The organism is Paraburkholderia sp. BR10872 (genome assembly GCF_040965835.1).
Taxonomy (GTDB): Bacteria; Pseudomonadota; Gammaproteobacteria; order Burkholderiales; family Burkholderiaceae; genus Paraburkholderia; species Paraburkholderia nodosa_A.
On the sequence record NZ_JBFRCN010000045.1, the window covers coordinates 29,752 to 43,456 of the forward strand.

Annotated in this window: 8 protein-coding genes; 3 read left to right on the plus strand and 5 right to left on the minus strand. The window is 66.6% G+C overall.

From position 1 onward, the window contains the following. Window positions 1-81: 81 nt before the first annotated feature. Window positions 82-1,470 (plus strand): alkaline phosphatase family protein, encoded by a 1,389-nt coding sequence (locus tag AB4Y43_RS29025; RefSeq protein WP_368729374.1) that lies wholly within the window; start codon window positions 82-84, stop codon window positions 1,468-1,470. A gap of 248 nt (window positions 1,471-1,718) precedes the next feature. Here AB4Y43_RS29025 and AB4Y43_RS29030 read toward each other — a convergent pair whose 3' ends face one another. The 3 genes from AB4Y43_RS29030 to nirB form a co-directional block, all read right to left on the minus strand. Beyond that, window positions 1,719-5,915, minus strand: a complete 4,197-nt coding sequence (locus tag AB4Y43_RS29030; protein ID WP_368729375.1) for a molybdopterin-dependent oxidoreductase — start codon at window positions 5,913-5,915, stop codon at window positions 1,719-1,721. A gap of 90 nt (window positions 5,916-6,005) precedes the next feature. Then, window positions 6,006-6,353, minus strand: a complete 348-nt coding sequence (gene nirD, locus AB4Y43_RS29035) for a nitrite reductase small subunit NirD (RefSeq protein ID WP_069266789.1) — start codon at window positions 6,351-6,353, stop codon at window positions 6,006-6,008. A gap of 29 nt (window positions 6,354-6,382) precedes the next feature. Beyond that, a complete protein-coding gene (gene nirB / locus AB4Y43_RS29040) occupies window positions 6,383-8,974 on the minus strand; it encodes a nitrite reductase large subunit NirB (protein ID WP_368729389.1) in 2,592 nt (863 codons plus the stop codon). A gap of 612 nt (window positions 8,975-9,586) precedes the next feature. On the opposite strand from nirB, the gene cobA reads away from it, so the two are divergent. Then, window positions 9,587-10,381 carry a uroporphyrinogen-III C-methyltransferase gene (gene cobA, locus AB4Y43_RS29045; RefSeq protein WP_368729390.1) on the plus strand — a complete coding sequence of 265 codons (795 nt, stop codon included), beginning with the start codon at window positions 9,587-9,589 and terminating at the stop codon, window positions 10,379-10,381. 56 nt (window positions 10,382-10,437) lie between these two features. Here the strand turns inward: cobA and AB4Y43_RS29050 are convergent, their stop codons facing one another. Both AB4Y43_RS29050 and AB4Y43_RS29055 read right to left on the minus strand, forming a co-directional pair. Continuing rightward, window positions 10,438-11,832 (minus strand): MFS transporter, encoded by a 1,395-nt coding sequence (locus AB4Y43_RS29050; protein WP_368729376.1) that lies wholly within the window; start codon window positions 11,830-11,832, stop codon window positions 10,438-10,440. Between the two features lie 23 nt (window positions 11,833-11,855). Further along, window positions 11,856-12,590 carry a type IV pili methyl-accepting chemotaxis transducer N-terminal domain-containing protein gene (locus AB4Y43_RS29055; protein WP_368729377.1) on the minus strand — a complete coding sequence of 245 codons (735 nt, stop codon included), beginning with the start codon at window positions 12,588-12,590 and terminating at the stop codon, window positions 11,856-11,858. Window positions 12,591-13,086: 496 nt separating this feature from the next. Here AB4Y43_RS29055 and AB4Y43_RS29060 point away from each other — a divergent pair, with 496 nt between their 5' ends. Then, window positions 13,087-13,455 carry a hypothetical protein gene (locus AB4Y43_RS29060; RefSeq protein ID WP_368729378.1) on the plus strand — a complete coding sequence of 123 codons (369 nt, stop codon included), beginning with the start codon at window positions 13,087-13,089 and terminating at the stop codon, window positions 13,453-13,455. Window positions 13,456-13,705: the final 250 nt, after the last annotated feature.

Here is a 13,705-nt window from a genome sequence, read left to right on the forward strand (position 1 = left end):
TTTCTCAGGGTTGCCGAACCTTGCCGAATCCACCCGCCTGCACCACTATTCTTCGTCAAACCCGCGTGACGGAGAGAGCCCATGTCCCTGCAGAACATCAAGCACGTCGTTGTCGTGATGTTCGAGAACCGATCGTTCGACACAATGCTTGGCGGCTTGTACACGAACGGCAGCAGCCCCACCCATTTCCTGCCCGCGGCCAGCGCGGAACGGCCATTCGATGGGCTCACGATGGGCCTGAGCAACCCGACGAAGGCCGGCGGCACCATCGCCGCCACCATGCCGGCCTCGACGGCCACGCTGCCCGACCCCGATCCGCAGGAAACGTTCGCGAACGTGCGCGTGCAACTGCTCGGCAACGCGGCAGGCGCGACGCCCATGTCGGGCTTCGTGCAAGACTACGAAACGACCGCGACGACGGACGCGAGCCAGGTCATGCAGTGCCACAGCCCGGATCAGCTGAAGGTGCTCTCGACGCTCGCGCGCGAATACGCCGTCTGCGACGCCTGGTTCGCTCCCGTGCCGAGCCAGACCTGGCCGAACCGCGCCTTCGCCCACGCGGGCACGTCGAACGGCCACGTCGACAACGGTGCGCCGCCCGACCCGTTCGACTGGCAAGTGCGCACCATCTTCAACGTGCTGGGCGACATGGGCACGAGCTGGGCCGTGTATAGCGCCGCCCTCGTCGCGCCGTCGCTCACGCTCACCATGTTCCCAACGTTATGGGATGCGAAATATAAGGCCAACTTCCAGCGCTTCAGCAACTTCGTCTCCGACTGCGAGAACAACACGCTGCCGCAGTATTCGTTCATCGAGCCGCGCTTTCTGCTCGACCCCAACGACCAGCACCCGCCACACGACGTCTATGCGGGCGAGAGCTTTCTCTACGACATCTGGCACGCGTTGAGCACGTCGCCCGCATGGCCCGAAACGCTGCTGGTGATCACCTACGACGAGCACGGGGGCACCTACGACCACGTGCTGCCGCCCGCCAACGCCGTAGCGCCCGATGCCGCGAGCAATCCCGGCGACCAGAACTTCGCCTTCGACAGCTTCGGCGTACGCGTGCCGGCGGTCGTGGTGTCGCCGTATATCGCACCGGGCACCGTGTTCCGCTCACCGGGCGCCACGCCCTACGACCACACGTCGATTCTCGCCACACTGCGCGACTGGCTCGGCGTCGCGCCCGCCGACATGCTCGCGAGCCAGCGCGTGGCCGCCGCGCCCACGCTCGCTCCGCTGCTCACGCTGGACACGCCGCGCACCGACCTGCCGGCCATCGCCGCGCCGCCCGCTTCCGGATTCATCGCCACCAATCTCGCCCGCCCGCTCAACGACCTGCAAAAGAGTCTCGTGAGCGGCACGGCGCGGCGTTCGGGGCTCGATCCGGCAGCCACGCTCGGGACGATGTCGACGCGCCAGCACGCCGTGGACTTCTTCCACAACCTGCTCTCGTCCGACCAACCCTGAGCAGACGAGAAAACCAAAAGCCGCCTCAGGCTTCGCCCAGGCCTTCCTGTGAAATCGACGCGAACAGCACGTCCGAAAACGCGTTGGTGGCAAGCGTGCTCGATGCCCGCAGCCGCTTGAGCAGCGCAACGGTGCGCTGGGAGCAACGCCGGCGTGACCGGCAGCGTGACGAGCCCGCGATGCTCGCGCAGCACCGCCGAAGGCAGCAGCGTGGCGAGCGTGCAGCGCCGGTCCGAAGCCGCGCCCCTTCAATAGACGTCGCGCAGGTAACGCTTGTCCCGCCCGAGTGCACTAACGTAGTCGTGCGCGGCCTCGGCGCTCATGCCGCCTTGGCCCGCCACCACCTCCCTGAGCGCCGTATCCACGTCCTTCGCCATGCGGCTTGCATCGCCGCACACGTAAAGGTGCGCCCCTTCCTGCAGCCATGCCCATAGCTGCGCGCCCTGCTCGCGCATGCGGTCCTGCACATAGACCTTCTCGCTCTGGTCGCGCGAAAACGCGAGGTCGAGCCGGTCGAGGTGGCCGTCCTTGCGCATTTGCTCGAGTTCGTCGCGGTAGTAGAAGTCGGTGGCTGCGTGCTGCTCGCCGAAGAAGAGCCAGTTGCGGCCCGTGTCGCCGCGCGCCTGCCGCTCGTGCAGGAAGGCGCGGAAGGGAGCGACGCCCGTGCCGGGGCCGACCATGATCATCGGCGCGTCGCCGTTGCGCGGCGGCCGGAAATGCGTGCTCTTCTGCACGAACACCGGGACGCTGCCCTCCGGGGCGCGGTCCGCGAGGAAGGTCGAGGCCACGCCCTTGCGCTCGCGGCGGCCGTTGTTGTAGCGCACGGCCGAAACGGTCAGATGCACTTCGCCCGCATGGGCTTTCGGGCTCGACGAAATCGAATAGAGCCGCGGCTGCAGGCGCTTGAGCATGCCGAGCAGTTCGGGCGCGCTCATGTCGACGGGATATTCGTGGAGCACGTCGGCGAGCTGCTGGCCCCACAGCCAGTTGCGCAGATCGCCCTTGCGTGAATCGTCGAGCATCTCGGCGAGGCCCCGCGAGCGCGTGCGCGCCGCAATGAACGCGAGCGCATCGGGGCTCGGGCGCGCGATCTCGTAGTACTTGCCGAGCGCCTCGCCGAGGCGCATCTCGCCGTGGCCGCTCACGGCGACCGGCGTGTCGGCGGCGAGGCGCGTGAGGTCCAGCAACTCGTCGACGAGCGCGGGACAGTTGGTGGGCCACACGCCGAGCGCGTCGCCCGCTTCGTAGTCGAGGCCCGCCTCGCCCGTTGCGAGCGAGAAGTAGCGCGTGTCCTTCGTCGCGCCCTTCATGTTCAGGCGCACGTTCTTCAGCAGCTTCGAGGCGGCCGGGCGTGCCTTCGTCGCCGCACAGCCTGGCAGCACCTCGGGAATCGAACCGTCGGCGGGCACCGCGTGCAGCGCCGCGTCCTCCTGCTTGATGCGCACGACAATGCGCTCGAGCCAGGCGTCGGCGGCGCTCTGGTATTCGCTGTCGCAATCCACGCGCTCCATGAGACGCGTGGCGCCCAGCGCTTCGAGGCGCGCGTCGAGCTTGCGCCCGTGGCCGCAGAACGCGTCGTAGTTGCGGTCGCCGAAGGCGAGCACGGAAAAGCGCAGCGAGCCGAGGCGCGGCGCGTTGTCCGCCGCGAGCGCACTCCAGAAGGCCGCACCGTTGTCGGGCGCGTCGCCGTCGCCGAACGTGCTCGTCATCAGGAGGACGTATTGCACCTTGGCGAGGCTCCCGAGCGGGTAATCGGCCATGCAGGCCGTGCGAATCTCGAAGCCCGACTCCATCAGTTGCGTCGCGTATTGCTCGACGAGCGATTCGACGTTGCCCGTCTGCGAGGCCCACAGCAGCACGACCTTGGGGCGCGTATGGGCGATGCGCACGCCATGCGGCTTTTCTTCCGGTGCACCCGGCACGGCGAGCGCAGCCGTGCGCGCGACAGGCTCGCCGCGGCTGAAGAGGCCCGCCAGCAGTCCGTCCAGCCACACGCGTGTGTCGGCGGGAAACGGCGCGTGCGCGGGCAGCATGGGCACGCCAACGGGCTCGGCCGCCCGCAACGCGCGCAGGCCGCCGACAAAGCCCGCGAGATACTGGCGTTGCGCGTCGTCCAGCTGCGGCGCAGCGACGTCGTCGAGACCGAGTAGCGTCGAAAAGGCATCGATACGGGACATGTCGAGTTCCTGAGACGGGTTGGCGGTTTTCGGCGCGCTGGCGTCGAACGCGCCCGACGCAACGGCGGCATCGGTGCCATCCGGTACGCGCGCGGTCTCGCGCGGCGCGGATGGCGGGCCGACGCGCGAGAGCGCGACCGCGCAGAATTTCAATTCGGGCTGCTGGGAAATCGGGTCGATCGCGTCGCTCGTGACCGCGTTCACGCAAAGCTCCTCGCCATACACGTCGTTCCAGTGCATCGGCGCGAAGCAGTTGCCGGGACGCACACGCTCGGTCACCACGGCGGGCAACACCACGCGGCCGCGGCGCGAGCGCACTTCCACGCGGTCCTTCGCGGCAATGCCGAGCGCGGCGGCATCCTCGGGATGAATCTCGACGAACGGGCCCGGGTTGAGCTTGTTGAGCATCGGCACCTTGCCGGTCTTCGTCATGGTGTGCCACTGGTGCTGCAGGCGACCCGTGTTGAATACGACCGGGAACGTGCCATCGGGCAGTTCGGCAGGCGCAACATGCGGACGCGCGAAGAACACGCCCTTGCCGTGCGGCGTGGCGAATGCGATGCGAGGGCGCGTGCCGTCGACGTTTTCCCTGAGCGTTTGGCTCACGCCGTCGTTCACATAGCGCAGCGGGTTGCGATCGCTCGCGGCATCCGGCGCGATGGGCCATTGCAGCGGCGTTTCGCGCAATTTCGCGTGGCTCGCGCCGCGCAGGTCGTAGCCCGTCTTCGGGTTCGCGAAGCGCGTGATTTCGTCGAACACCTCGGCAGCGCTCGCGTAGCTGAACGCCTGCGCAAATCCCATCGCGCAGGCCACGCGCGCGATGATCTGCCAGTCGGGCAGCGCCTCGCCCGGCGGCTCGACGGCCTGCTGCATGAGCGTCATGTTGCGCTCGGAGTTGATCATCACGCCCTCGGCCTCGGCCCAGAGCGCGCCGGGCAGCAGCACGTCGGCGTACTGATTCGTTTCGGTGTCGAGAAAAGCGTCCTGGGCGATCACCAGTTCGGCGGCCCTCAGGCCCGCCACCACCGTTTGGCGGTTCGCAACGCTCGCCACCGGGTTCGTGCAGATGATCCAGCACGCCTTGATCTCGCCCGCGGCCATGCGCGAAAACATGTCGACGGTGCCGCCACCCACTTTCACGGGCAGCGTGCCGGGCGCCACGCCCCACGCCGCTTCGACGAACGCGCGGTCTTCTTGCGCGAGCACCGTGCGCTGACCGGGCAAGCCGGGTCCCATGTAGCCCATCTCGCGCCCGCCCATGGCGTTGGGCTGCCCCGTAAGCGAGAACGGACCGCTGCCGGGGCGGCATATTTTGCCCGTCGCGAGATGCAGGTTGCAGATCGCGTTCGTGCTCCACGTGCCGTGCGTGCTCTGGTTCAGGCCCATGGTCCAGCAGCTCATCCACTCGGGCGCCTCGCCGATCATCTGTGCAGCGCGGCGAATGTCGTCGACGGCCAGACCCGTGATTTCGGCGACCTTTTCCGGCGTGTAGTCGTCGAGGAACGCGGGCATCGCGTCCCATCCTTCGGTGTGCTGTGCAATGAAGTCCGCATCGGTGTGGCCGTTCCTGTGCAGCAGGTGCAGCAGGCCATTGAGCAGCGCGAGATCGGTGCCCGGCGCGATCTGCAGGAACAGTGACGCCTTCTCGGCGGTCGCCGTGCGGCGCGGGTCCACGACGATGAGCTTCGCGCCCGCCTTCACGCGCTCCATCATGCGCAGGAACAGGATCGGATGACAGTCCGCCATGTTCGCGCCGATCACGAAGAAGAGGTCGGCGCGGTCGAAGTCCTGATAGGAACCCGGCGGCCCGTCTGCGCCGAGCGAGAGCTTGTAGCCGCTGCCCGCGCTCGCCATGCACAGGCGCGAGTTCGACTCGATGTTGTTGGTGCGCACGAAGCCTTTGGCGAGCTTGTTCACGAGGTACTGCGCTTCGATCGACATCTGCCCGGAAACGTAGAACGAGAGCGCGTCGGGGCCGTGCACGTCGAGCGTCGAACGCAGTCGGCGCGCCGTATCGGCGATCGCCTGCGCGAGCGGCAGCGGCACCGGGTCCTCGTCGCGGGCGTGGCGCACGAAGGCACGCTCGAGGCGCCCCGACTTGCGCAGCGCCACGTGCGCCGACGAACCCTTCGTGCAGAGGCGGCCGAAGTTGGTCGGATGCTCGGCGTCGCCGGAAATCTTCGCGACCTGGCCGTCCTCGACGTGCAGGACCATCCCGCAGCCTACGCCGCAGTACGGGCAAACGCTCTTTACGCTCTCGCTGCTCATCCGGTCGATCTATATCAGCTGAAACAGATTCGGGGCGCGCGGCGCATCCTGCACGCCGCGAGTTTGTCACTTCAGTCGGCACCTGGCCAGTCAGGCGGCAATCCACACCTGGCCGTTTTCCACGCGCGCGGGGAACGCATTGACCGAATGCTGCGGCGCTTCGATGCACTCGCCAGTGGACAGATCGAAGTGATGCTTGTAGATGGGCGAGGCCACCACGACGCGCTCGCCAAAGCTGCCCACGAGCCCGCGCGAGAGCACGGCCGCGTGCGAGTTCGGATCGTAGTTGCCGATGGCGTACACGCGCGCGTCGCCGTCGTCGACATGAAACACGGCGACCTGTTCGCCTTTAACGAGCGCACACACGCCGGTGTTCGGCACGATGTCGTCGAGCGTGCAGACGGGAACCCAGTTGCCTTGACTATGTTCGTTGCTCATTTCGTACTCCTCGGTTCGATGAAAGGGAATCAGACGGTTTCGACGACGACGGGAATGCCGGACAGCGCCTCATGTCGCTTGTATTGCGGCGCCGCTTGCGGGAGCTGCGTGCGCTCCTCGGGCGTAGCCGGACGAATCTGGCCGCGCTCTTCGATGAAGGTGACGTGCTGATCACCCGCATCGCTATTGACGAAGTGGCGGAAGCGGCGACGCGTTTCAGGATCGGTCACGGCCTTCTTCCATTCGCATTCGTAGGTGTCCACCACGAGCTGCATTTCCGCTTCGAGTTCGGCGCCAAGGCCCAGCTTGTCGTGCACGACCACGTCGATCAGATAGTCGAGGCCGCCTTCGAGGTTGTCGCGCCACACGCTCGTACGCTGCAGGCGGTCGGCCGTGCGCACGTAGAACATGAGGAAACGATCGACGTAGCGCACCAGGGTAGCCTGATCGAGATCGGCGGCGAGCAGTTCCGCATGGCGCGGCTTCATGCCGCCGTTGCCGCACACGTAGAGGTTCCAGCCCTTCTCGGTGGCGATGATGCCGACGTCCTTGCCTTGCGCCTCCGCGCATTCGCGCGTGCAGCCCGAGACGCCGAACTTGATCTTGTGCGGCGCGCGTAGACCCTTGTAGCGGTTCTCGAGTTCGATCGCGAAGCCCACCGAGTCGCCCACGCCGTAGCGGCACCACGTCGAGCCCACGCACGACTTCACGGTGCGCAGGGCCTTGCCGTATGCGTGCCCCGATTCGAAGCCGGCGGCGATCAGTTCTTCCCAGACGAAAGGCAACTGCTCGACGCGCGCACCAAAGAGGTCCACGCGCTGGCCGCCCGTGATCTTCGTGTACAGGCCGTACTTCTTCGCCACCTGACCCACGGCGATGAGGCCCTCCGGCGTGACCTCGCCGCCCGGCATGCGCGGCACCACCGAATACGTGCCGTCGCGCTGAATGTTGGCGAGGTAGTAATCGTTCGAATCCTGCAGGCTCGCGTGCTCCTTCTTCAGCACGAATTCGTTCCAGCAGGACGCCAGAATCCCGGCCACGGCCGGTTTGCAGATATCGCAGCCCAGCCCTTTGCCATGCTTCGCGAGCAGTTCGCCGAAGGTCTTGATGCCTTCCACGCGCACGAGGTGATACAGCTCCTGGCGCGAATAGTGGAAGTGCTCGCAAAGGTGATTATTGACGGCGAGCCCCTGGCGCTTCATCTCCGACTTCATGATCTGCGTCACGAGCGGCACGCAGCCGCCGCACGACGTGCCGGCGTTGCACGCCCCCTTCACCGCGGCGATGGTCGTCGCGCCTTCCTGCACGGCCGCGCAGATTTGCGCCTTCGACACGTTGTTGCACGAGCAGATCTGTGCGGCGTCGGGCAGCGCTTCCACGCCGATCGCGGGCTTGGCCTTGCCGTCGGCCTGCGGCAGGATCATGAATTCGGGCGACTCGGGCAACTCGATGCCGTTGAGCATCATCTGCAGCAGCGTGCCGTATTCGCTCGCGTCGCCCACCATCACCGCGCCGAGCAGCTTCTTGCCGCAATCGGACACGACGATCTTCTTGTAGACCTGGCGGCGCTCGTCGGCGTAGCGGTAGGAACGGCTGCCGGGCGTCTTGCCGTGCGCGTCGCCGATGCTCGCCACGTCCACGCCCATCAGCTTGAGCTTGGTGCTCATGTCGGCGCCCGCGAAGCTCGACGCCTCGCCCGTCAGCGCCCTGGCGGCGATGCGCGCCATGTCGTAACCGGGGGCGACGAGGCCGAAGATCTGCCCCTGCCAGAGGGCACATTCGCCGATGGCGTAGATGTTCGCGTCGCTCGTACGGCACTGGTCGTCGATCACGATGCCGCCGCGCGCGCCGATTTCGAGGCCGCAGGCGCGGGCGATTTCGTCGCGCGGGCGAATGCCGGCCGAAAACACGATCATGTCGGCATCGAGGTGCGTGCCGTCGGCGAACTGCATGCGGTTGGCGGCCGTTGCGCCGTCCACCGTTTTACCGTCGACGATCGCCAGCGTGTTCTTCTGCGTGTGCACGCTCACGCCGAGTTCTTCGATCTTGCCGCGCAGCATGCGGCCGCCGTCGTCATCGACCTGCACCGCCATCAGGCGCGGCGCGAATTCCACCACGTGCGTCTCGAGGCCCAGGTCGCGCAGGGCCTTTGCGCATTCGAGACCGAGCAGACCGCCGCCCACCACTACACCCGACTTCGCGCTCGCGCCGCGCGTCTGCATCGCTTCGAGATCGTCAATGGTTCGGTAGACGAAGCAATCGGCGCGATCGTTGCCCGCAATGGGCGGCACGAACGCCGAGGAGCCGGTGGCCAGCACGAGCTTGTCATACGAAAGCGTCTCGCCGTTGGACACCTCGATGGTGTGCGCTTTGCGATCAATCGACACCGCCTTCGCGTTCAGCACGAGACGCACATTCTCGCGATCGAAGAAGCCGGGCGCTACGAGCGAGAGATCGTCCGCCGACTTGCCTGCGAAGAATTCGGAGAGGTGCACGCGGTCGTACGCGGGGCGCGGTTCCTCACAGAGCACGGTCACGCGCGCGTTGGGCGCGCCGTACGCAAGGATGCACTCGAGAAATTTGTGGCCCACCATGCCGTGGCCGACGACGACGATCTCCATCGCGGCCGAGCTGTTCACTTCGTTCGTTGCTTGCACCATGCTGAGCCCCTGCCAATAAAAAAGGCGTCCCGCGATTCCAGCTTGCGCGAAGCCAGATTCGGGGGACGCCGTTGTCCTGAATACGAAACCCTTGTGCGCCGCGCTACTGCTTGCGGCCGAATCCTCATTGATTCGCGTGGCACTTGCTGCGAAGCAATACGCAAGCACTGTGCCAATCTGCGCGCATTCCGCGCAAACGCCCCGTCCGGCGGAGTTCGGCGGCTGGTGAGCGGGGCGTCCGCCACAACGCCCGCGCGCGCATCGTGATGCAGGCCAGCACAAGATTGGTGCCCTGCAGCACATTGACTGTGCGCCCTGGGCGTGCAGGTTGCGGCGTCGTCGATTGTGGCCGGCGCCCACGGAAGGGCGGCGCGAGCGCGCGTAAATTGGTCTGGAACTTGCGTGCGCCTGAGCGCCCGGCAACGTTGCCGGGCATGCAACCTGAGGCCGCGCTTCGCGCCTCGACTCGAACACACCGGACAATGGCGTCCCCTCGTCGCAAGCGGCGAGCGGACGCCATTTGTCTTATGGCGCTGCCCATGCGGTGCGCCAATACAAAGGAAGACGACGATGATGACGGGCAACGAAGGCAAGGTCACGCTGGTGAGCGCAGGTCCGGGCGATCTCGACCTGCTCACCCTGAAGGCGGCGAAGGTGCTCGCGAGCGCCGACGTCGTGCTGCTCGACGATCTCGTGAATCCGGAAATCGTCACGCTCGCGCCGCAGGCCCGCGTGATCCGCGTGGGCAAGCGCGGCGGCTGCCGGTCCACGCCACAGGCCTTCATCGAGCGGCTGATGCAGCGCTACGCGCGCCGCGGCTTGCACGTAGTGCGGGCGAAAGGCGGCGACGCGCTGCTGTTCGGACGCGCAGGGGAAGAACTCGCGGCGCTGCGCCGGGCGGGCGTGAGGGTGGAAATCGTGAACGGGGTGTCCTCGGCGTTCGCGGCAGCGGCGGGACTCGGCGTGTCGCTCACGCATCGCGATCATTGCCAGGGCGTGATCTTCGTGACTGCGCACCTGCGCGACCACAGCGAACCGGACTGGCACGCGCTCGCCGCGACGGGCATGACGCTCGCCATCTATATGGGCATGAGCCGCATCGAGTCCCTGTGCGCAACGCTCGTGGGCGCGCTGCCCACAACAACGCCCGCCGCCGTCGTGCAGTGGGCGGGCAGCGCGAACGAGCGGCGCGTCACGGGCACGCTCGGCACGATCGCAGCGCATGCTCGTGCAGCAGGCCTCGGCAGCCCCGCCATCATCCTCGTCGGCCACGCGATTGGCGAGGCGGCTTCGTTCGCCATTTCGCCTGCGTCGTTCGGCGTGCATTCGCACGAATCGAGTATCGAAGAGCTGCGTCGACGCGCGTAAACGCGTTGGCGGCCCGTCGCTCACGCGCGGGCCGCATCCTGCTAACGACCCAGTTCTCAGTTGCTTGCGCTCGCCTGGGCGCCCTGCACGACGGCCTGGGCCATCGCCGGCTCCTGGGGCAGCGCCCATTCGAGCCAGCGTGCGCGATGCAGCACCACGAGTCCGAATGCGGCCGCCGCGATCAGGCCGAACGTCGCGAAGCCCATCTGGTAGCTGCCGGTGCTCTCCTTGGCGATGCCCATGATGACCGGCAGATAGAAGCCGCCGATTCCCCCCGCCGCGCCGATGATGCCCGACATCAGCCCGGTGCGGCCCTGCCAGCGGCGCGGGACGAGCTGGAACGTCGCGCCGTTGCCGAGACCGAAGCACACGTAGGTGAAGGCGAGCAGCGCAATGCCCGCGGCGAACGGCGGCATCCACAGCGCGAATGCGAAGTCGCACACCGAGATCGCGGCAAGCAGCACCACGAGTGCGCGCACGCCCGAAATGCGATCCGCGATCAGGCCGCCGAGCGGGCGCACCATCGCACCGGTCAGCGCGAGCAGCGACATCATCACGCCGGCTTCGAGCTTGGGCACCTGGTAGAGCGAAATCAGCAGCGTCGAGACATAGGACGACATGCCGACGAAGCCGCCGAACGTGATGCTGTACACGAGCATCACGACCCACGTGTCGCCTTCGGTCAGTACCGCGCGATAGTGGCGCGGCAACACGGCGATGGCGAGCAGCGCGCCGAGCACCGGCAGCAGCAGAACACCGGTCTTGCCCGCGCCGAACAAGCCTGCATGCACGGCAAGCACGAGCGCGATCAACCCGGCGAGCGTGATGCCGAACGAGCGCAACGCCTGCGGCGCGCTGCCGGACTTCTGGCCGAGATCGCGAGCCCAGAAGGTCACTGCCGTCGCGGCGAGCGCGAGCAGCGGGAGCGCCGCGCCCGTGGCGCGCGCCCATCCATAGTGGCTCGCGAGGCCCGGGAAGAGGAAGCCGTCGAGCACGGCACCAATATTGCCGGCCGCGGCGAGGCCGAGCACGAGGCCCTGCACCTTCGGCGGATAGTTGCTGCCCGCCATGGGCAGCGCCACGGCGAAGCTCGCGCCGCCCACGCCGAGCAGCACGCCAAGCACGAGCAGCAAGGTATAGGACGGCGTGCCCGGCATCATCAGCAGCACGGCGGCGGGGATGGCGGAAAGCGCGATGCCCATCAGCGCGACACGGCGGCCGTCGTAGGCCTGATAGAGATTGCCGAGCGTCACGCGCAGAATCGCCGCGCCGAGCACCGGCACGGCCACGAGCAGGCCCAGTTCGCCCGGCGTCATCGCAATGTCCTTCTGGATGAACGGCGCGAGCGGGCCGAACATCACCCACACCGTGAAGCCGGTGTCGAAGTACAGGAAGCACGCGACGAGCGCGCGCCAGTTACCGCTCTTGAGCGAACTTACCAGGTCTTTCACGAGGTTCTCCCCAATAGTGGATCTCAACCCGCCAGGCGGGCATGCATCCGTTGATTTCGCAATCCAGAATGTCTTTCGGGCGCGCTATTGTGCGTTTCGGGCTTGCCGACCACGCCCTGCACGAGCCTGTCCATTTCGCCTATTACGTGCGCGAGTTCCGCCGTGATCACCGCGAATTCGCGGCCGAACTGGCCGGCACGAGCGGCAGCCACCCGTGCATTGAGCGCGACGATGTTCGCGCGCAGTGAAATGGCAGCGAGTTCGTCGACAATGCCGGCCTGGCGCTTCGCCGCGGCGGCTTCCACGCTACGCAGTTCGTCCTGGTACGCCTGGGTCAGCGCTTGCAACAGTTCGAGCAGCGGCGTGGCGGCAGCGGTGAGTTCCGTCACGGCTGCCTCGCACCCGCTATCGGCCGCTGCGAATTGGACTGAGCGCTCGAGGCACGCGCACGCGTGGGCAGCGAGTTGCATGAGCGCGCGAATACGCTCGTCGGCCTTGCGCGCGCCGAAGTAGAGTTCGCGCAACGCCGTCGAGAACACGCCGGGAAAATGATCGTCACCGTCTACTAGCCGCGTGTGCGAAACCGCGAACGTGTCGAGGCAGTCGCGCGCGACGACGAGCGCGGCCGTGTCGCCGCGCAAGCCGAGCAGCGCATGCAGGACCACGCGCTGCGAGAGCATGCGCTGGCGCCCGGCCAGATTGATCAGTTCGCCGACGATTTCCGCAGAGATGTCAGGTATCGGTTCCCGCATGGTCATCTTTAGTTGTCCAAATCGCATCGCCAGGTTTTTGTCAGAACCACGGCGTTTGTGCGACGCGCATAAAAAAAGCGTCCCGAAGCGCACCCGCCACGCACGCTGTGCCGTGGAGTGCCGCTTCGGGACGCCGTTGCCCCGCACGATCGAATGATCCCGCGCACCGCGGGACGATGATGCATTCATTGGAGCCGTCATTGGCTCCGGTAGCGACAAAGCAATAGGTATGCCACCCGCCCCACATGCAAACCGCGCGCCCCGCATAGCGCCCGGCTGGCGCGGGTTTCACGGCCCACGCAGGGCGCGTAGCTCGCGAAACGGCGACCGACTGCGCACCACCAATCGTGTGCTTCAGGTGACTGCTGCTGGTGCACTGCAACGAAGCCCCGCACCATCGCCGGGCACTATCTTGCCCTCCGGCGCTACCGCACTACTCTGTAAACATGGATGGGTGGGCCGCGCCAGCGCTCATGCGCAACGCCGGCCTGGGAGGTGCATCATGAAGGCAACCGCAATCGCCCTCACGCTCGCATGGGGCGTCGTCAGCCTTGGAGGGCTCGTTATCCCGTCTGCGGCGAGCGCCGCGAATCAAGCGACGATTGCTATCGTCTCCGGCACTTACGGCAGCAACTGCGGCGCGCCACACGGCAATGTCACGCGCGATCTCGCCGCGCACTGTGACGGTTTGCGAACCTGCAGCTATCCGGTGTCGATGGTCGCCGCGCAGTCCGACGGCTGTCGCAATGACTATCTCGCCGAGTGGCGCTGTGGCGGTCATGAATTCCACAACGCCGCACTGGCTCCCGGTGCGGGCGACGGCGATCGACTCATTCTCAGTTGCGAGCCTTCGAGTGGTCCGGGGCATTGAGGCCTGCAAACAAGAATCAGAATCAGAAACGCAACCCGCGCATGACGCCATTCAGCGCACTGCTAACCACTTTTTTCGCCGGTCCAAAGCGGGCCGCGCGTTCATTGTCCCTTTTCAGTGCGTGTAATAGACTCAATTCGACGACGCGCTCCGCACAACTCACAGGCGACTGCAAACATCGTAGAGTCGTGCTCCCTGTCACGGGGTCATGCCAGGAAGGAGCGCAACGTCGGCGGACAGTTTCTCGTAC